The organism is Chryseobacterium nakagawai (genome assembly GCF_900637665.1).
Lineage (GTDB): Bacteria > Bacteroidota > Bacteroidia > Flavobacteriales > Weeksellaceae > Chryseobacterium > Chryseobacterium nakagawai.
On record NZ_LR134386.1, the window covers coordinates 5,525,170 to 5,546,904 of the forward strand.

Sequence of the window (21,735 nt, forward strand, 5' to 3'; positions counted from 1 at the left end):
GTTTTAAATTATGGACGTATCGTCCAAAAAGCTTTCTGCAACCTCTGTTGCAGATATTTTGTAGCGAAAGTATTTTCTACTTTTGATAAGATGAGTATCTTCTTTTTTTGAGTTCCATGAGTATGACCTGCCATGAATTGTTTTGTTGATAATTCCGGCAACTTTATATTTTCCCAAATAAGATTTCAGCTCTGCAATTTCCTTTTCCAATTGAAAGTCTACAGGCTTATAATGGGTAATCATATTAGGTCTTGTACGCAAGGTAAATCTCCAGGGTTCCTTGAATTCGTAATAAGGGACATAAGTCTTCCGGAAAGAACAGTATTCTTCCTGTTTAAGGAAATACTCTCTTTCTCCTGAAGTAAACCCAAGCTTTGGATCGTTCCATGAATATGAAGAGATGTTTTTGAGCTTTTGAACTCTTTCTACATATATCCTCCGTCCAGATTTTTTCTTTTTTTTCAGAAACTGACGACTTTCGGAATACATGTAGGTATTGATTTTCTTCAAAATTCCTTCAAAGAAATCTCCATCTTTGGATCTCATTACATCTTCTCTAACGGCGAAGAACCTTACAAACCCTCTCTGATAAGTTTTTTTTAAGGGAATCCATGGAATATTTCTTTTGATATCACAAAGCTTATTACTACGTTAATACTTTTTTCTTATCTGCTTTTCTACATCTTTTTTTATTGTTTTTTTTCTGCTTCGCAGGCTTCTCAGCCGGTAAGACAGAAGGTTATCATTTTCCATGTAAGACACAGGACATCAGATACAAAATCCGAGATTCCGGATTTGTACTTATTCTATCCTTTTTATCAACTAAAATATTAGTTGATTGAATTAATAATGATGGGCAAGTATAGTTTCGAGGACAGACCTCAGCCTATTTTGCTCTTAAAAAAACACTTAAAAATTTCGGGGAAACGTGAGTTTGAAATATTGCGCAATAAAAAACCCGAAATCTTTACGACCTCGGGTTTTGATATTGTATTGTACTATTATTCTAAGAATGTACCAAACCGCGAAGCCTTACCACCATAAGAGGTAATCCAACTGTAGAATTCTGATTTGTTCTGAACATTGCTTCGTTGTTTTTAATTGGTTAAACTTGATTTTCAGGTGCAAATATAGAATTATTTTTTTAATCATCAATTATTTAAATCTTATTTTTGTGAAAAAAGAGTTTTATGTATAAAGTTTTATTGGCCTTACTCCCAATGCTTTTTATAGGATGTAAGAAAGAAGAACCTGTAAAAAAGGAGGTAGTAAAAATATCAGAAAAAGGTTGTTTTTCTACGAATTTCATGGAAAAAATTCTTGATTTGGAGGAAATAAAAGATCAGGCAAAATTTCTGAATTCACAAACCCAGGGAAAGGGTAAAATCGGTTTTCTTGTAGACAGCACAAAAGTAAATAATGGCTGGGATTATTCAATTTCCGTAGGTTATAATGGGCCAGACCGTTTTGAAACGTATCACATTTTCCATGCTTCAAGTAGTCAGTGTGCTGTTTTGGAAATTTTAGAGCCAGTCTCCGGGGAGTACATTTCTCTTGAAAAATGGAGAAAAAGCAAAAATGAGCCCGCTCAGATAGAATCTCTTTTAAAGCAGGGCATTTACAGCTTACCTATTGAAAGTCTTCCTCAGGTAGATGTAAAGTTTATAGAAACTGATTTTGCTTTGGAAGGTTCCCAGCAGTACAGCTGTGGAGCGCCAACATTCCGATATTTTCCTTTAACGAAATATAAAAATATTGAATTGATTCTTGTTCCTATGGATTGCGGAGATTTTGATTACCGCTACTATCTGCTTACTGTATTGAATAACAGTATTGTTGGGGAAGCCTATGTGGAAGGTATTTGGTTTGATCCCGGAAAAGATGATAAGAAGGAGGAATTTAGCAGTTATACAATCAATAAAACAGGAGAAATTACTGTAACAACGGATCATAAGATTGACGGGAATTCTCAAAAAATAACTAAAGTACTCTATCAGATTATGGATGATGGTAAAATTGTTCAGAAAAAATAAAAGCAAAGGCTGTTTCGCATGTTGAAACAGCCTTGTTTATTATTGAACAGAAGTATTATTCAGCAGATTGAGCTAATAACCTTTCTAAAATTTCTACAGCACATTTCGGAAGATTGGTTCCGGGGCCAAAAATAAAGTCAGCACCATTAGCATAAAGAAATTCATAATCCTGTTGTGGAATCACTCCTCCTACTACAATCGCCACATCATCAGCACCCAGCTTTTTCAATTCTCCTACCACCTGAGGAACTAATGTTTTGTGCCCAGCAGCTAATGAAGATACTCCCAGAATGTGAATATCATTTTCTACAGCTTGCTTTGCCACTTCTTCCGGAGTTTGGAATAATGGAGCTACATCAACGTCAAATCCCATATCAGCAAATGCTGTTGCTACTACTTTTGCTCCTCTGTCATGACCGTCCTGACCCATTTTAGCGACCATAATTCTTGGACGGCGTCCTTCTTCTTCTTCAAACTTCTGAGTCAGATTAAGGGCTTTTTCAAAATACTCGTTTTTACCGGCATTCATAGCGTATACTCCAGATATCGTTTTAATGTTTGCTTTATATCTTCCAAAGGTTTCCTCCATCGCATCACTCATTTCACCCAGGGTAACTCTTCTTCTTGCGGCTTCAATACAAAGTGCCAGTAGATTACCTTTTCCTGTTTTTGCACTTTCACGGATTTCATTCAGGATTTGCGTTACTGCTTCAGAACTTCTTTCTGCTTTAATGCTATTTAATCGTTCAATTTGTTTTCTACGAACTTCAGTGTTATCAATATCAAGAATCTCAATAGCCTCTTGTTTTAATGAGGACTTGAATGAGTTTACTCCAATAATGAATTCTTCACCACTATCAATCTTGGCCTGCTTTTTAGCAGCAGCTTCTTCAATTCTCATTTTTGGAATACCTGCTTCAATCGCTTTGGTCATTCCTCCTTCCTGTTCTACCTCGTCAATAAACCTCATCGCTTCTTCAATCATCTGCTGAGTAAGGCTTTCTACAAGATTACTCCCTCCCATCGGATCTACTACATCACATATTCTGCTTTCCTGCTGAAGAATGATCTGTGTATTTCTTGCAATTTTTGCAGAATAATCCGTAGGAAGGGCAATCGCTTCATCCAATGCATTGGTATGTAACGACTGTGTTCCTCCTAATGCAGAAGATAATGCTTCAATAGCGGTTCTAGTAATATTATTGAAAGGTTCCTGCTCTGTTAATGACCATCCGGAAGTCTGGGAATGGGTTCTTAAAGCTAAAGATTTAGGATTCTGAGGATCAAACTGTTTTAAAAGATTAGCCCAGATATATCTTGCGGCACGCATTTTAGCAATTTCCATGAAGTGATTCATTCCGATTGCCCAGAAAAATGATAGTCGAGGTGCAAAATCATCTACTTTCATTCCTGCTTTGATTCCTGTTCTGACATATTCTAGACCGTCTGCCAGAGTGTATGCCATTTCCAGTACCGGAGTGGCTCCTGCTTCCTGCATATGGTATCCAGAAATGGAAATTGAGTTGAATTTCGGAATATTTTGAGAAGTATATTCAAAAATATCTGCAATAATCTTCATAGAAGGTGCAGGCGGATAAATGTATGTATTTCTTACCATGAACTCTTTCAGAATATCATTCTGAATGGTTCCTGAAAGCAATTCCTGCTTTACTCCCTGCTCTTCTGCTGCTACAATATAAAAAGAGAGAATTGGAAGTACTGCCCCGTTCATCGTCATGGAAACGGAGATTTCGTCTAACGGAATTTCATTAAACAAGATTTTCATATCTTCTACTGAATCGATCGCAACTCCTGCTTTTCCAACATCACCAACCACTCTTGAATGATCAGAATCATAACCTCTATGCGTAGCCAAATCAAATGCTACGGAAAGTCCTTTCTGTCCTGCAGCAAGGTTTCTTCTATAAAAGGCATTGGATTCTTCAGCAGTGGAGAAACCGGCATACTGGCGGATCGTCCATGGTTTCTGAACATACATGGTAGAGTATGGCCCTCTCAAATAAGGTTCAATTCCAGGAGAGGTTTCCGTTAAAGATTCATTATTAATATCTTCTTTTGTATAGGAAGATTTCAACTGTAATCCATCTTTTTCAAAAGGATAGATCTCAGTTATTTTTTTAGTTATATTAAATTGAGGAGTTTTATTTTGAACTTCTCTTCTCATATTTACGGATTTATTAGATGCTAAATTTAAGCATTTTTAGAATAACAAATAAGCATTGATAATCTTATGATTACGAGAGTTTTAAATTACAATCTATCTATATTAAATTCTGTTTAAAAACTTTATTAAAAGATGAATAATGAGCCTCCAGATCCTATTTGCACTATAAATTTCAGTATCTTCGGCAGTTCAAATTTTAAATTAATATCATGAAAAAATTATTATTTTCTGCCATAACTTTAATGGCCGCCAATTTTGCTTTTGCCCAATTAACACTTGAACATTCGTTCACCAATGAAAACGCTTTTGTTTATTCCACTCCTACAGAAACATTTTATATCTCAAAAACCACTGATAATAAACTGAAAATTTATAATTCGAACTATGTCCTTTATAAAACAGTAAATGTTCCAATGCCTGCAAATTTTAATAGATTAGATTTTCTGGGCGAAGAATTTTCAATATCCAAGAATATCTTTAATACTGATGGTAAATTTGAATTTATGGTAGGTGTTTTTAATGACAACCAAACTTACTATAAACTCTTATTAATTAATGAAGATGGAACATTGCTCAAAGATTTCCATACAGATCCCGATACAATCTACGGAGGAGAATTTCACGTTTTTCATGATGCAACAACAAATAGCAATAAATTAACGGTTCATAGTGGAACAACTTTTAATAATAGCAGCGTTCCATTAACGGAAGTTTATGCCTTACCCACTTCTGTTTTAGCCGCAAAAGAAATTCAGGCTGGAAGTAAATTATCTGCTTTCCCCGTTCCGACGAATAAAATATTGAATGTGATGAATCCCGGAAACGGAGCAAATAAAATTGAGATTTTTGATGTCACCGGAAAATTAGTTACTAACAAATCTTTTTTGGCTTCAGAAGGTAAGATTTCGGTTGATGTAGAAAATCTTCCAAAGGGAATGTATGTATATAAGATTGGGAATTTGAGTTCTAAGTTTACGAAGAATTAATCAACTCAGTAATAATAAATAAAACCCCGGATGAAATTCATCCGGGGTTTTTAAATTATAGCTATTTATATTCTATTATTTTTTAATAAGCTTAGTATTGTACGTGTTTTTATCATCTTTGATCGTAACAACATACATTCCTTTGATTAATGAAGCAACATTAATTCTCTGTCCGTCAATCTGACCTTCCTGAACTAATCTTCCGTCAGCAGAGTAGATTTTGTAATCTGCTTTACCTTTAAGGTTTTTCACTTCTACGAAAGTATCTGCAGGGTTTGGATAAAGAGAAACTTCTGATGAGGCTTTTGTACCTCTTACTTCATCTGTTCCTAATGTTTCTGTGATCTTAACCGGAAGATCCATTACACCTCCTGCTCCTGAAGGGATTTCAACACATGGGTTCGATAAGTCTGTATTACCATACTTTCCAACAACTCTCATTCTTAATGTTTTATCACCTGAATAAGCCGTGGCTGGTACTGTAAAATTTATAGCTCCTCCAATAGCTGCATTTACTTGAGCATTATTTGATCCTAATCCAAAAATTCTTTCTGTATCTTCAAACACTCCATTTCTGTTATAATCTATCCAAGCATTAATTCTTAATTGTCTTCCTGACATTTGAGAATAAGCACTTGAGACTACTGCTCTAGCATCTAAACTATAAGTAGTTCCTTTCACTAGGTTTATTGTCTTAGCAGGGTTATCACTCACATCTTTATAGGCTCTGAATGTACCATCAGTATGAATTGCTGTGCTATTCAAAGATACCTGATATACCATTCCAAAATCAGGAATTCCTGAATTTAATATACAATAATCAACCCCTGTTGTAAGCCCTTTAGTTTTAAATGTATAATTATTAGAGAATGCGCCAGGAACAGTGTTTACAACAGCAGCAACCTGTACTTCGTAATTTGTTTCATCCTCTAAACCTGCCAATACAACATTGTTTGTCTGACTTAACACGTTTGACCAGTTTGAAGTAGTACCTTTTCTATAATTGATTGAGTAAGTAGCACCAGGAACACTATTCCAAGATACTCTCGCCGTTGTTTTAAACACCTCTGTATTTATTGTTGAAACTCCTGTTGGAGCTAAAGTTGTAGAAGTAGGAGCATCGGCAACAGTAATAGTAGGAGATACTGCATAGAATACATTTCCAATAGCTGATACTCTTAACTTAATCGGAGTTGTAATTGTACTTGGCATCTGCACAGTATAGCTTCCGTTATTTGGAGTAGAGGCAACAAGTTCCGTCCAAGTTGCTCCATTCACAAGATCTGTTGTATACTCAATTTTTACATTCGATGAGTTATAAGGAGCCTGGTTGGTATTGGCAACTTCCCATTGAATAACGTTATTAGCATTTCTATACAATACTGAAGATGTAGTAATACCATTAAATTTGAATGGTCCATCATTTCCAACTACTGTATTAATTTCCTTAGAAGAAACCATTGGTCTCATTGCATTTTGATCTCTTACAGTAACAGCATATGTTAATGTTCTTGGAATATAAGACACTGTTTCCCATACTGTTTTATTCGTAAGATTACCAGACATTACAACTGGTAAACTAGGGAAATATCTTCTCCCACTTGCAGTACCAAAATAAGACCTTGTCAATGCACCCTGTGGATTATATCCCCATCCACTATCTCCAGAGATAGAAGCAAAATCATCTACACTGTCATTCTGTTCCCATGTATAGGTCAATGCATCTCCTTCAGCATCTGTTGCTGATGCATCAAGATAGTAAGCTGTTCCTTTAGGTACTGTATAAGCAGTAAGCTCACCTATTGTAGGTGGAGTATTGTTAGTAATTGCTTCTGAAGTTCCACAACCTGATTTTCCTTCCAAACTTGTCAAAATCTGATCTATTGATTTATAGTGAAAATAAGCATCTGAAGCCATTGCAACGTTATCACTAGTAATTCCTGCATATCCCATAATAGTAGTTCCTCCTCCAGGCTCTACGTTAGCTCCGGATCCTTCTGATTTATTTGAGAAAGTATGATTACCTCCCAATTGGTGTCCCATTTCGTGAGCCACATAATCAATATCAAAAGAATCTCCCATAGGGTTAGTATTCTGAGTAAAGGCAGAGCCTTTTGCTAAAGCAGTAGAAGATGCCGGGTTAACACACATTACCCCTATTCCTCCTGCATTACCATTACCCCCTGCTGCATTAAATACATGCCCAATATCATAATTGTCATTTCCAACTTGGGAAGTTAACGTCTGCTGAAGTTGTAAATTTAAATTCCCCGTATAAGGATCTGAAGCAGGATCTGTGAAAATAATACCTGGTAAGTCTTTCATAATAAGCTTAACGCCAAAATCTTTCTGGAAAACACCATTTACACGATCCATAGTTGCATGCATCTGGATAACAGTATTTGTAATTCCACCAGTTGGGTCAAACTTTTTAGTATATTCACCTGTTGTTGAAAGAGCTAATCTATAGGTTCTGAAAGTTGTACTAGAAGGTCTGCTTGTTATTCCTACATTAGAAAGACTATTTTTTCCATTAAGCTCTAAAGCCTTTATATCTTTAAAGTTCTTCTCCTCTGTAGTACATTCAAAGCCGTGCTCTCCTTCGGTTCTTTTTGTCTTATAAAAAACCCCATAAACTTGCTTATCAGTACTAATAGGCTCTATAAACTGGAATTTTCCATCTTTAATAATCATAGACTGCATCTGAGTTGGAGCAGTACTGAATCTTACATATTTTCCGGGATCATCTACTCCAACCCCTACGTAAGAACCTAGCTGATATCTATCTGCCATAGATTTCTCCACAATAGGATCACTATATACAGCAAATTTCTCAATTTTTCCCTCTGCTGTAGGTAAAGATATAACTACTGCCTGGGCACCTCTTCCTCTTTCTACAGCATCTTTTAAAGTATTTCTCAATGACTGTAAATCTAATCTGTAAGAATATTGAACTTCTACTTCTTTTCTTACTTCAGACGTTTTTTGTGAGGCTGGCGTCCACCTCTGTGCATTAAAGCTAGACAGTCCTGCTGCCAATGCACAAACTAGTAAAATTCTTTTTTTCATAATTACTTAATTAATCTAAGATTAATAAACTTTAAATATCCGGCGTAAAAATAACAATTATAAACACAACTAAGCATAAAAAAACGACTAATTTATTAAAAATTAGTCGTTACGTTAAATATTTTATTTTTTAATCACTATTTCTTTATTCCCATTTCATACAATGCAAATGATATCAAATCTGCATTTTCACCGATTACCTGATCTGTTGATCTTCCGGCACCATGTCCTGCATTCTTCTCAATTCTCAATAAAATAGGATTCTTACAAGCTTGTTTTTCCTGTAATTCTGCTCCAAACTTGAAAGAGTGAGCCGGAACTACTCTATCATCATGGTCACTGGTAATGATCATTGTGGATGGATAACATGTTTTCGTTTTTACATTATGTACCGGAGAATATGATTTCAGATATTCAAACATTTCTTTGCTGTCTTCTGCTGTCCCGTAATCATAAGACCAACCGGCTCCCGCTGTAAATTTGTTATATCTTAGCATATCTAGCACTCCAACTCCTGGAAATGCAACTCTTGCCAAATCAGGACGTAAAGTCATTGTTGCTCCTACTAATAAACCTCCATTTGATCTTCCGGAAAGTGCCATATATTCTTTTGAAGTGTAACCTTTGCTTTGTAGATATTCTCCTGCTGCAATAAAGTCTTCAAAAACGTTTCTTTTCTGCATTTTTGTTCCTGCATCATGCCATTTTTTACCATATTCACCACCTCCACGGATGTTTGGAACAGCATAGATACCTCCATTTTCCATCCAAATGGCATTCACTACTGAGAAAGATGGTTGTAAACTGATATTGAAACCTCCGTAAGAGTATAGAATCGTCGGGTTTTTACCATCAAGTTTAGTTCCTTTCTTATAATTAATCATCATAGGCACCTTTGTTCCATCTTTGGAAGTGTAAAATACCTGTTCAGAAACGTAATCATCCGGATTGAATTTCACCTTTGGTTTTTGATATACTTCTGATTTCCCTGAGTCTACATTGAATTTATACGTAGTTCCAGGGGTAATATAATTACTGAAAGAATAATAAATTTCTTTCTCTTTTTCCTTTCCTCCAAAACCTGAAATATTTCCTTTGCCTGGTAGTTCAATTTCTCTGATCAGTTTTCCTGTTTTATCGTATTGCTTTACCTGATCTATGGCATCAATCATATATGTTGCAAAGAAATATCCACCCCCGTAGAAATTCCCAATACGTTTTCTGTTTGTGGAATGACATCTTTCCATGTTTCAGGAGCTGGGTTACTGATTGTTGTCTTTACAAGGCGCATATTCGGGGCATCTTTATCTGTAGAAATGAAAAGGTCATCTCCCTGAGTGTCTACAATATTTGCATTGATATCAAATCCTTTATTAATCTGTACAAAATCGCCTCCTTTTTTCAAATCTTTGATAAACAATTCATTTCCATTGGTTGCATTAGCTGCTGAAATGATTACATATCTCTGATCGTCTGAAACGCTCGCTCCCAGATATCTTCTTGGCGTTTTTTCTCCACCGAAAATCAATTTGTCCTCAGACTGTTTTGTTCCCAGCTTGTGAAAATACACTTTATGTTTATCAGTCATTCCGGAAAGTACAGTTCCTTCCTTCGGTTTATCATAACTGGAGTAATAGAATCCTTCATCTCCCTGCCATGAAATTCCACTGAATTTTACATCCACCAAAGTTTCATCGATCTGTTTTTTGGTAACAGCATCAATGATGATAATCTTATTCCAGTCACTTCCACCTTCTGAAATAGAATAAGCAGCAAGATTTCCTTTTTTGTTAAACGAAAGATTAGATAAAGAAGTGGTTCCTTTTTCTGAGAATTTATTTGGATCTAAGAATACCTCTGTAGCTTTAGTTTTATTATTGGTTCTATATAAAACTGATTGTGCTTGTAAACCATCATTTTTAGAATAATAAGTATAGTCTCCTTCTTTAAAAGGTGCCGAAATTTTCTCATAATTCCAGATATCTTTCAATTGGTTTTTAATTTTATCCCTGAACGGAATTTTTGAAAGGTAATTCTGGCTATATGCAACTTCTTCATCTACCCATTTTTTGGTAGCATCAGAATCATTTTCCAGATCTCTGTACGGATCAGAAACTGCAGTTCCAAAGTAAGTATCGGTTTGACTTCCCTTTAATGCTTTTGGATAATTCATTGTTTGAGAATAAAAAGATGCTGAAAACAGAACTCCAGCAGTTAATAACATAGGTTTAAAATTCATACTGAACGGTTTTTATCAAAAATACATAAAGTATGTGAAATAAAAAAAGTCCCATTTTGGGGGACTTTTAATTATTTAATAATCTATTAATCAATCCTTCACTGATTATAAGTTATCAAAATAGAAATCGGTAAGATTGGTTACAATTTCATCCGGACTTCCATTCCAGTAGTATATTTTATCACCTTCCTTCAATTCATATAAACTGAATTCCTGGTCTGTAGTGATTGTTTTATCAGCATTACTTATATTCTGCGTCATCTGAAGCAAATATTTTTTCAGGTCATCAGCCTTAATTTTTGCAGGCTCTACTTTAGGCTCAGGGGTTGGGTTTGCAGGTACCTTAAAACTTACAGTATACTTCACCTCAGCAATTTTCTGATCTTCTATATATTCATTCTGAACAACTTTGATGTCCTTAATTATAAGTTTAGCATTTCTGAAATTGGAAAATAAGATTCTGAAATAATCCTCAGCTTCCTTTTGACAGGCTGAAGTGGCCGCTTTAGGAAATACTGAAAGAAAACTCTCTGCACTTGCTTTTATCATCCCCTCTTCATTTTCTTTAAAGTTTACATCAAAAGCGTCTTTCCCTTCCACTGTAGGTCTCAGATAATCATTCAGTTTAAGACGGGTGGCTTCATCGTTATTCAAAAAAGATCCGAAGAAAAGCTCAAATACTTCTTTTGGTTTCTTTACTTCTGTCTGTGCACTAAGCTGCTGCCCCATCATCGTGAGTAACAGCAAAAAAATAATTTTGTAATTTTTCATAGGTTTAATAATTTGAATTCGTTGTACGTTTAAAAGAAAAGCCCCTGAAAAAATCAGAGGCTTTGTTTTATTTTTTGAAACTTTTAGTAGTTTTCTTCTTCTCCTTTCATTTTTTCTGCATTCTCAGCCATAATTACAGCATCAATCATTTCAGAAATATCTCCATTCATGTAAGCATCCAGATTATACATCGATTTGTTGATTCTGTGATCTGTTACTCTTCCCTGTGGATAATTGTACGTTTTAATCTTTGCAGAACGGTCACCCGTAGAAACCATAGATTTACGTTGTGCAGCGATATCTCCCTGTACTTTTTGAAGTTCGATATCGTATAGCTTGGTTCTTAGCATTTCCATTGCCAATTCACGGTTAGCCAGCTGAGAACGAGCCTGTTGACAAACCACAACCATTCCTGAAGGTTTGTGGGTTAACTGTACTTTTGTTTCAACCTTGTTTACGTTCTGACCTCCGGCACCTCCTGAACGTGAAGTCTGCATTTCAATATCAGCAGGATTCAGTTCAAAGTCTACTTCTTCCGCTTCCGGTAAAACGGCTATCGTAATTGCAGAGGTATGAACTCTACCCTGAGATTCTGTTTCCGGTACACGTTGTACACGGTGAACTCCAGACTCGAATTTCATGATTCCATATACACCTTCTCCTTCCACCTTCATGATCAATTCCTTGTATCCTTTTGCAGCTTCATTAGAATCTGTTACTTCATGTCTCCATCCTTTTGTTTTGAAATACATGGTATACATCCTGTAAACATCTTCCACAAAGATTGCAGCTTCATCACCTCCGGTTCCGGCACGTAATTCAACGATAACGTTTTTGTCATCGGCAGGATCTTTAGGAATTAAAAGAACTTTAAGTTCCTCTTCTAGCCCCGGAAGTTTAGATTGTGCTTCCAGCTTTTCTTCTTTTGCAAGATCTACAAGATCTCTGTCTGAGCCATCTGCAATAATTTCATCAGATTCTTCGATGCTGTCTAAGGCACCTTTATACTGATCGTAAACTCTTACAATTTTTCCCAAATCACTATATTCTTTGTTCAAAGAAGAATATCTTTTTTGGTCTGAAATGACATCAGGCTGTATAATAAGGTCTGCAACCTCATTATATCTTTGTTTTATAGCTTCTAATTTTGGAATTAATGATTTAGACATTGTCGAATTTTTGTGGGTGCAAAGATAAGGATTATTAATTCAAAAGTAAAGTATAAATTTTTGAGCATTAGGGATCAAGGAAACAAAATAATAAAAAGATCTCTTTACGAATTGGCCCGTCCTCTTTTTTAGGTTTTCAATATTCCTTTAAACTCCTTTGGAAAGTCTTCTGTCAATCCAATATAAAATGAGTCCTACAGCAATAATTCCTAGTCCTATTAAACTTTCTTTGGGGTTATGAATAAAGGTAAAATAAAGGATATAAAAACTGAATAGTAAAAAAACAGTCGGAAAAATATAAAAAGCATTAGATTTAAATATTTTTCTATCCTTCTTTTTTAGAAAATATACCGTCGAAATTGCTAAACTGGCAAATAATTGAAGGATAAATGCGGTATATACAAAAATCTCCTTGAAGCTTCCTGTTAAAATTATGATGGTCGCGATAACTGCATGAGCAAAGATCGCTCTCACCGGAATTCCTTTTTTATTTCCTACTGAAAGAGGTTTCCAGATACGGGTATCTTTTGCAAAGGCCTGAGTCAATCTTGAACCTACCCATAAGTATCCACTAATTGTTGCAATAAGCTGTAATGCAATAAAAATATTGACAATTTTTCCCAAGGAAATCCCAAACATATTCACCGCAGCCTCACCCATTACATCTTCTTTTCCTGCCAGTTGACTTACCGGAGCATGTTTCAGCATGATATAGTTTACCAGAATATAACTTACCGTCACAAAAACGGTTCCTATAATCAGTGATTTAGGAAGACTCTTCTGAACATCCTTTATTTCTCCGGCAATATAAGACGCTGAATTCCATCCGGTATAGGAATAGGTAACAAAAACCAATGAGGTAGCAAAGGCAGGAAGCATCATTTCATTCTGCCAGCTGTCACTGAAATTCAGACTATTTCCTATTTGTGGAGAGTCTGATAATCCCACACCCAAAATTATCAATATAATGATAAAAGCAATTTTGATAAATGTAAAAAAATTATGGAACCGGCTTGAAGTCTTTAAACTGAACGACAAGGAAATAGCTACCAAAAAGATCGCTGCAATCGCAAAGCCATTTCCGAATGAATAATCAAATACAGAAAGATATTTCGACATGGCTAAAGCTGCCAATGCGACTGGTGAAGAAAACCCAATAATTAAGGAAATCCAACTTATCAGGTATCCAAATAAAGGATGATACGTTTCTTTAAGATAAATAAAATCACCGCCGTTTCCTTTAAAATGGGAGCCTAATTCCGCATAACAGAAAGCTCCGAACAGCGCCAGAATTCCTCCGATTATCCATAACAGGAAAATACTGTAGGTATTGGTAATATCTGATAATTGAAATCCCAGGGTTGTAAAAATCCCTGTCCCTATCATATTGGAAACGACAATAGCTGCGGCTGTTTTCCAGCCAATCTGATGTGAAGCAGTACTCATTTACTCATTAAAAATTAAAATTAAGCCTTCCAAAGAAATAGCTTCCCAATGTACCCATTTGAACCGGTGCATATTTAAACACTCCATAATATGAATTTTTATAGATCTGAAGATCCGGGAAAACATCCAATACGTTATTAGCTCCTACCGTAAAGTTGATATTTTTTGTAATATCATACCCTACACTTATATCGGTAACCACCTTTGGTGAAAACTCCTGAACCTCTCCGAAAGGAAATCCGTCTCTTATGACTTTACCAAAATAGGTATTTCTTACGAGAAAATTGAATTTCCCAATTCCATATGTCAACCCTAATGAAGCTTTTGTTTTTGGGGATAAAGTTTCAATAATATTAATCTGATCCGGGCCAAAAAATTCATTCTGAGGCGTTCCCAGATGTTCAGGAAAATGAAAGTCTGTAATTTTTGTTTCTGTATAGTTTCCGGCAAGATTGATATTTAAGTTTCCACCTGCCAGTTTCCAATCATAGGAAACCACTACATCTACTCCTTTTGTTTCCGTATCAATCGCGTTGGCAAAGAATCTGCCGCTTTCTACTGCATTTCCTTCTCCTACTACTGAAATATCAGATAATCTGGAATCTGTGATATTGCTGGTAATGACAATTCTGTCTTTCACTTTAATGATATATCCGTCTACCGTAATGAATAAGCCTTTGGCAGGTTGTAAGGTAAATCCCGCACTTCCGTTTACAGATGTTTCTTGTTTTAATTTATCAAATCCCAGAACCTGTGCGGCTTGGCTATCATTATTAAAAATTCCTTTCCTTACAATTCCATCACCTGAAGTAGAAATATCCGCAAAAGAGTTATTAAAATACTGCTGCTGAAGTGATGGCGCTCTAAACCCTGTTCCTACGGCTGCTCTTACTGCATAATTTTTCACAAACTCATACCTTACAGCCAACTTCCCGTTCAGGGTACTTCCAAAATCTGAATAGTTTTCAAATCGGGCAGCAGCATCAATATTCAGTTTCTTAGCAAGATCATAGGAAATATCAGCATACACCGCTGTTGCATGTCTGTCTTTTTTTAAGGCATTATCTGTTGAAAAACCAATAAAGGATTGTGAACCTCCTGCCCCGATCACTTTAGAATCTTTTGTAGCAATATTTCCATTCTCATCATATTGGGTATAAGAAGCTTCATCTCCTGCTTTGATCTGATATTGTTCAAACCTGAATTCTCCTCCGAATGCAATATTGAAGTTCTTTATCTTTTTTGAAACATCAAGATTAATGGTATTTTGTAGAAAACTATGAGCTCCTGCATAAAATCGGGTGGGTGATTTTATACCTAAAGAAGCATTATTGGTATTGCTTACGTTATAATTGAAGGTGTTGCTCCCAAAGGTATTACTCAGGTCTATCAGCCAATTATTAACATTATATTTCGCACCCACAGCATAGGAAATATCGTAGATCTGAGAATTCAGAACTGCCTGAAAACCGTTAGGGTATATTTCTTTAACAATATTAAAATCTTCATTGGGAAGTCTTCTGAAACCATACCCTTTTCCTTCTTTAATGCTGAAACCACCAAAGGAATAGAATTTAAAGTTATCGTTCAAAGGGTATTCTGCATTGAAAAACAATTGCCCTTGTCTGATTTGGGCATCTCCGATCTGGAAATTAAAATAGTCTCTTGTTAATCCTCTTTTATTTATTTCATCATCATCATTTTGTCTTGCAATATCTGGGTTATCTGCAAATTCGTAGGCAAAATTATTTCCGAAAATATCAAGATCGTGATTTTGGGTTCTCGTTGTTTTTCCTCTGTGACTTAGCTGCAATGAAAGATTGATAAAACCTTCATCTTTACCCAAAGAAGTTCCATAATTAACGCCGGCCTGGTAAGTATCACCATCATTTCTTCCGCTTAATCCATAAGTTAAACTTGCTGAAGCGCCTGCATTCTTTTTTAGAATAATATTAATTACTCCTGCAATGGCATCAGAACCGTATTGTGCTGCTGCACCGTCTCTTAACACTTCAATTTTTTCAATAGCAATGACAGGAATTGTACTTAAATCTGTTCCTACAGATCCATTTCCTACCGTATTCTGATAGTTTACCAGGGAAGTCGTATGTCTTCTCTTCCCGTTAAGCAATACCAACACCTGATCCGGCCCCATTCCTCTTAGTGTTACAGGATCAATATGCTCCGTTCCATCAGAAGCAGACTGTCTTACAGCATTAAATGAAGGGATCACATAATTCAGAATGTCCTGAGCCGTCATTTGTGGAGATGATCTTTGGACTTTATCAATATTGATTACATCTACAGGAACCGGCGTCTCCAATTTTGTTCTTTTAACATTACGGTTTCCGACGATGATAATGTCTTCGATTTGTTTTCCTTTTTCCTCCTCCTCCTGGGCAGCGACTAAAATTGTCCCTAGCAGTAATAGAGCGGTGCTTAATTTTTTCATCTTTGTTCTTGCCAATTAATAATATTCTTCCGCAGATGATTCTGCAGCTACACAAGACTTCAAGAAATGGAATTCGTATAAGAAATATTGACTTCACTTATCTCCCCATCGGGTTGGAATTAGCACCTTTACACTTTTGGAATCGTGTAGGTTGCTAAGGTTTCATTGGGCCAAATCCCTCCACCTTTCTTGATAAATCTAGTGCAAAGGTAGACTAATTTTTCAAATATGCAAAAAGCGGATAATCACTACCAAGAAAAAAGGCAAATTCGCTGAATTGCCAATTTGCCTTTGTATTTATTTCACGATCATTTTTTCAATAGCCATTCCGTTTTCTGATTTCAGATGAACCAGATACATTCCCGACGGATAATTGACTCTTAGTTCATAAGTCCCATTTTCTTTATTCAACTTAAATGAATCCAACTTTTTACCACTTCTATCGAAGATCATGATTTCTCCATTTCTGGCTTTATTAAATATTAATTTTGCAACACCATTTTTGATCGGGTTATCAGCAATCTGAAGGGATAGCTTGTTTGCAGCATTCACATCAGACGTAGATAAAGCACCGGCATAGTTTCCAAAAATTCTGAATTCTCCGGCCTGTAAAGTGATAGGAGCTGTTGTTGAAGCGATGTTTGAAACTGTATCATCCATCAGGTTTTTCCACTGGCCAGCATAAGGAAAATAAGGAACAACATTTTGTACAGCAGTAGAATAATTTGCCAGAACTACTACGTTTTTCATTCCGTTGATTGTATTGTCATATACATAAATTCTTGTGATAAGCCCATCAGGATCATTGGCAAGATTGTTTGACTCTATGGTGTAAGTCTTTGATTTGAATACCGGATTGGTATTTCTGATATCAATAATCTTTGCCCAAGTATCATAAACTGCCTTTCTGTTGGCATCGGTATCATATCCTAATGTGAAGGCTACAGGTTTTTCATCAGTTCTGCATCCATTGTTAATGCTACCATCCGTGCATCGGTTGATGCTGAATTCGTAGCCTAATTCTCCAAACTGCCAGATCATCTTAGGACCGGGAATGGTAAAGAAGGTAGCTCCAAATGTTTTCATCCTTTCCAAAGCCGTATTTAAATTCTTTACACTATAACTTCCATTGATCGCTCCATAAGCGAGATTTTTAAACATCAGCCTTTCTTCATCATGACTTTCTCCATATCCCACAGCACGCATATCGGTAAAACCATGAAGATTGTGATTCATGCGGTCATAATTGCTATTATCTTTATACCCCATCGTATTTTGATTATAAGGCTCTGTTTGTTTATTCCAAAGCATTACTCCTTTTCCTTCGGCCACTCTGTAATTGGCCCATTGCTGTTCTTCTGCATCAGTTCCCAAATGCTCAAATATCATATAAGAATTAGGATCCAGTGCCCATTGTCTGTCTGCATAGTTCTTCATAATATCTACCCTATCCTGCTGATAAGCATTTGTACAGTTTTCATCATTTTCAGAACAGTTTTGCGTAAAGCCTTTTGTCAAATCCCAACGAAACCCATCAATACGATACTCCTTTAACCACTGCTGAAGACACCTTTCAACGTAGTATTGAGTTGAAGGACTGGTATGGTTAAAATCATTAAACACATTATATGAATGTTTAGGAACCTGATTGAAATAAGGATTATTAGCTCCCACATCTCCGTAACCATCACCATCCGGATCTATATTCCAGAGTCTTACCAAAGGAGAACGCCCTGTTGCATGATTAAAGGCAATATCAAGAATGACAGCAATCCCGTTCTGATGACACAGATCAACAAACTCTTTGAATTTTTCAGGTGTTCCATAAGCTTTGTCTAAAGCATAATGAAAAGAGGTATTATATCCCCAGGAAAGATTTCCTTCAAATTCCATAATAGGAAGCAATTCAATGGCATTAATCTTTAGATTTTTTAAATAAGAAATTTTGTTAATTAAAGACTGCCAGTTTTTTTCCTGTGTAAAATCTCTTAACAACAACTCATATACCATAAGATCTTCTTTTGCAGGCCTTTGAAAATTGGTCACCTGCCAGTTGTAAGGAGTTTGCCCCGTTTTGAATGTTGAAACCTCAAAATCCTGTCCCGCCGGAAATGCCGGAAGATTCGGATAGGTAGAAGATGAAATCCACTGGTCATCATAAGATGATAAGATCTGAGGAGAATAAGGGTCAGCCACTTTTTTCAAATCATTAGTCCTGTATTGGAACGTATACATTTGTTGTGGAGTTAATCCATCTAATTCAATCCAGTAAAGATCGGGATTAGCGGTATCTCTTTTCATCAGATAGGTATCATTCACAACCCAGTTATTAAAACTTCCGATCACGTGGACAAAGTTTTTGTGAGGAGCATACAAAGCAAGCCCAATCTTCGTTTGATCTGCCGGATCATAATTTATTCCCTGTTTGATCCAACCTGGTATGGCTTCAGAAACAACATTTCGGGGAACCTGTAAAATAAATGTTACATTTTTTGAGCTGCTTCCCTCTGTGGCGATTACTTCCATATTCGCGTCTTGAGATACCATGTAATTATAGGAATAAGACTGAGAGGGTGTAGATGTAGAATTTACTACAACCCCATTGGCTTTAAGTTGAAAAGTAGCGTTAACGTTCGTTGTTGCCGTAATATTAATTGAATTCCCTGTTGGAACTGTTGTAAGGCTGTTTGCAGTTGGATTCGTTAAATTTAAATTCAGTACCCCTACATTCACAAAAATATCAGGTGAAGTCTGATGTGATCCGGTTTTATCCTTTAATAAAAATCCAAATCTTCCGATTCCTGTTCTACCGAAAAAAGCCGTTGGCGTTAATGTTAGAGTATATGTATCTGTTGAAATATTGTAATTAAGCTTATTCAATTCATTGGAGTTGTTCCAGCTTCCGTTGGTTGGACAATCCTGGCTGTTCTGATAATTGGTATCAAAGGACCAGGACCACATATAAATTGAATGATTAGTTACTCCCCAGACCGATTCATCAATCTGATCGCCTGGAACTGTCAGGGTAATTGCATCTGTTTCATTAAACGGATTGGGTGAAATGGTATAATTAATCTGCCCGAAAACAACCGTTGTAATGATCAACAAAACAACAAAATAGAATTTTTTCATATCTTTATTTTTATCGAATATAATATTAATTTCTTTTTTGCAGTGATGATTTTATTCTTTTTTTGATTAAACAAGGATCAACATAGCATAAAAAAGGCCCATGAAAAAAATTCCATGAGCCTTTCAATAAAAGTAATTGTAATGAACTATCGTATGTAACGGAAATCTAACAGATATATTGATTCAAATGTTAAAAAAATTAGTCTTTCATAATTTTCTTTACCACAGATTCTCCGTTCTTTAATTTTAACTCTATCATATATAAACCAGAGGGAAGAGTATTCATGTTGATCTGATTATCTGAGAATGGAGCCATTATACTTTGCCCAACAGCATTAATGATCTTGATTCCTTCAATCACAGAAGTACTTTTTACCGTAAGAATTCCTTTCACAGGATTTGGAAAGACCTCAACCGTTTTTTTCTTCAAATTGAGATCAGAAGTTCCAAGTTCTGACTCTACTTTCATACATCTTACTGAAGACCCTTGTCCTCGTGAAGCTCCCGCAGAGGCATTAGTAATGGTAGTTCCTATGTACAAATATTTTCCTCCAATACCAGTAGGAGTAGAACTCCAGAAGTATCCTTTTTGTCCTGCAGAAGTAATACCTCCATTGGATGAACTACGGAAACCTCCCATAGGTAATTTTAAAAATCCTGCATATGCTTTTATTGGTGAATGAATTCCTGTAACTTCAATAGCGTCTGTCCAGTCTGCCTGAGTGGGCAATCTCCAGCCATCCCCTATTGCTTTACATGGATCAATACCCACCGACTCTGCTACTTCTGAAAAACCAGTACCAGCCCATTTATCATTGAGCCCATTAGTAGACCACCATGCAGGAGATCCTGTAATAAAGAATCCTCCTTCTAGACCATTCGGAGAGTTAACAGCAGGTACAGAAGTTGTAGAAGAAGCCCGTAATTGATGCCCATCATCCCATCTTCCCCACTGAAACAAATCTCCGTAAGATTGTTCATCATCTATAGACTCCGCAACCCTTTCACTTCCAAGATTTTGCTGAAGCCAGATTTTTCCATCCGCAGTCCTTACCGTAGTATAAGTAACTAATTGCCCCTGATATGTAAAGGTTACACACCCCAAATCCCCAGCATTATTTCCCGGATTTGTATTATTGCAGCTTTGCTGGGCACTTAATGCACTTCCTCCCATCAGCAATATTCCAATTCCCAGATTTCGCACTGCAAAATATAAATCTCTAATCATAAATATTATTTTTAATTATTCTAAATTTAATTTAATTTTGCGCAAAAGTACCTTTCAAAATTAATTCCGGGTTATCATTTCCGAATTTTTAGTTATCCTATAAAGGAAGCTTTAAGTGGTACTATGGCTGTAAAAATGTGTTGTATGGGGGATCAACAGGAAAAAGAGGTGGTTTTCAGATCGGAGAATATTGAAATTAGTATACAGAGTTCTTCTGCATCTAAAGGATCATATTTGCTTGAATCTACTTCAAGCTTCAATCTTTTATTCTTATTAAGTCCGGATATTTATTTGAAGGCTCATGATTGTGATACCCAATTCTTATTCAAGAAAAATCAGTACATCCTCCATTATTCATCACAGAAAAATAAAGCTGAATTATGGACTAACAACGAAGAAAGTTTAAAGTATCTGCATATCCAGCTTAATTATCAATATATTTTAAACCTTATCAATCCGGAAACCAACAAAGAAGGGGCAGAAATTCTGGAGAATATGATCCATAATAACTTTATTTTTCTCCAAAAATCTACTCCCCCAAATATGACCGTTGAAATGCATATAATTTTAAAAGAAATTTTAGCTTATTCTAAAAAGGGAGTTATGCAGAAGTTGTTTACTGAAGCAAAAATTATCAAACTTCTAATTCTTATTTTTGAGCAGTTTAACGAAAAGAATAACATGGAGGCAGGATCAAAAATTCCTGAAATGACAAAAAAATTCATTGATGAAAATTATCACCGGAATATTAAAGCAGAGGAAATTGGAAAGTTGATTGGGGTCAATCAAAACCTCATCAGAAAAGAATTCAAAACTGAATATCACGTTACAATCAGTCATTATATTTCTGAACTTAGAATGCTTAAAGCCCGAAAACTGATTACAGACAGAGACATTATGATTAAAGAAATCGCCATAGAGTGTGGTTACGAATATCTTCAGAATTTCACCCGTGCTTTTAAAAAGAAGTTTGGGCTATCTCCGGAGCATCTGAGGAATAATAAATAGAAAAACCGCTTAAAAAA

12 protein-coding genes, 1 pseudogene and 1 riboswitch are annotated in these 21,735 nt (G+C 35.9%); of the genes and pseudogenes, 3 read left to right on the forward strand and 10 right to left on the reverse strand.

The features are described 5' to 3' along the window. Positions 1 to 3: 3 nt before the first annotated feature. The gene (locus tag EL260_RS25010; RefSeq protein WP_228445241.1) at positions 4 to 546 is read right to left on the reverse strand and encodes a hypothetical protein; all 543 of its coding nucleotides are present in this window, start codon (positions 544 to 546) and stop codon (positions 4 to 6) included. A 644-nt stretch (positions 547 to 1,190) separates the two neighbouring features. Here EL260_RS25010 and EL260_RS25015 point away from each other — a divergent pair. After that, positions 1,191 to 2,033: a hypothetical protein gene (locus EL260_RS25015; RefSeq protein ID WP_123858223.1), complete on the forward strand. Its 843-nt coding sequence runs from the start codon at positions 1,191 to 1,193 to the stop codon at positions 2,031 to 2,033. 55 nt (positions 2,034 to 2,088) lie between these two features. On the opposite strand, the gene scpA is transcribed toward EL260_RS25015, so the two are convergent. Further along, positions 2,089 to 4,218 (reverse strand): methylmalonyl-CoA mutase, encoded by a 2,130-nt coding sequence (gene scpA, locus EL260_RS25020; protein WP_123858224.1) that lies wholly within the window; start codon positions 4,216 to 4,218, stop codon positions 2,089 to 2,091. Between the two features lie 209 nt (positions 4,219 to 4,427). Here scpA and EL260_RS25025 point away from each other — a divergent pair, with 209 nt between their 5' ends. Next, positions 4,428 to 5,204: a T9SS type A sorting domain-containing protein gene (locus EL260_RS25025; protein WP_123858225.1), complete on the forward strand. Its 777-nt coding sequence runs from the start codon at positions 4,428 to 4,430 to the stop codon at positions 5,202 to 5,204. Between the two features lie 75 nt (positions 5,205 to 5,279). On the opposite strand, the gene EL260_RS25030 is transcribed toward EL260_RS25025, so the two are convergent. The 8 genes and pseudogenes from EL260_RS25030 to EL260_RS25065 form a co-directional block, all read right to left on the reverse strand. Beyond that, a complete protein-coding gene (locus EL260_RS25030) occupies positions 5,280 to 8,273 on the reverse strand; it encodes a reprolysin-like metallopeptidase (RefSeq protein WP_123858226.1) in 2,994 nt (997 codons plus the stop codon). Between the two features lie 137 nt (positions 8,274 to 8,410). After that, positions 8,411 to 10,512: pseudogene (locus EL260_RS25035) on the reverse strand (prolyl oligopeptidase family serine peptidase). A gap of 105 nt (positions 10,513 to 10,617) precedes the next feature. Next, entirely contained in the window at positions 10,618 to 11,283 is a 666-nt protein-coding gene (locus tag EL260_RS25040) for a hypothetical protein (protein ID WP_123858228.1), read from the reverse strand. Positions 11,284 to 11,366: 83 nt separating this feature from the next. After that, positions 11,367 to 12,452, reverse strand: coding sequence for a peptide chain release factor 1 (gene prfA / locus EL260_RS25045; protein WP_068939070.1), 1,086 nt, complete (start codon positions 12,450 to 12,452; stop codon positions 11,367 to 11,369). Between the two features lie 147 nt (positions 12,453 to 12,599). Next, positions 12,600 to 13,898: an APC family permease gene (locus EL260_RS25050; RefSeq protein WP_123858229.1), complete on the reverse strand. Its 1,299-nt coding sequence runs from the start codon at positions 13,896 to 13,898 to the stop codon at positions 12,600 to 12,602. Between the two features lie 7 nt (positions 13,899 to 13,905). Continuing rightward, positions 13,906 to 16,350, reverse strand: a complete 2,445-nt coding sequence (locus EL260_RS25055) for a TonB-dependent receptor plug domain-containing protein (RefSeq protein WP_123858230.1) — start codon at positions 16,348 to 16,350, stop codon at positions 13,906 to 13,908. 94 nt (positions 16,351 to 16,444) lie between these two features. Beyond that, positions 16,445 to 16,549: riboswitch (SAM riboswitch) on the reverse strand. Between the two features lie 98 nt (positions 16,550 to 16,647). Continuing rightward, positions 16,648 to 19,482 carry an alpha-amylase family glycosyl hydrolase gene (locus tag EL260_RS25060; RefSeq protein ID WP_123858231.1) on the reverse strand — a complete coding sequence of 945 codons (2,835 nt, stop codon included), beginning with the start codon at positions 19,480 to 19,482 and terminating at the stop codon, positions 16,648 to 16,650. 199 nt (positions 19,483 to 19,681) lie between these two features. Further along, positions 19,682 to 20,710: a T9SS type A sorting domain-containing protein gene (locus tag EL260_RS25065; protein WP_123858232.1), complete on the reverse strand. Its 1,029-nt coding sequence runs from the start codon at positions 20,708 to 20,710 to the stop codon at positions 19,682 to 19,684. A 144-nt stretch (positions 20,711 to 20,854) separates the two neighbouring features. On the opposite strand from EL260_RS25065, the gene EL260_RS25070 reads away from it, so the two are divergent. Continuing rightward, positions 20,855 to 21,718, forward strand: a complete 864-nt coding sequence (locus EL260_RS25070) for a helix-turn-helix transcriptional regulator (RefSeq protein ID WP_164466576.1) — start codon at positions 20,855 to 20,857, stop codon at positions 21,716 to 21,718. Positions 21,719 to 21,735: the final 17 nt, after the last annotated feature.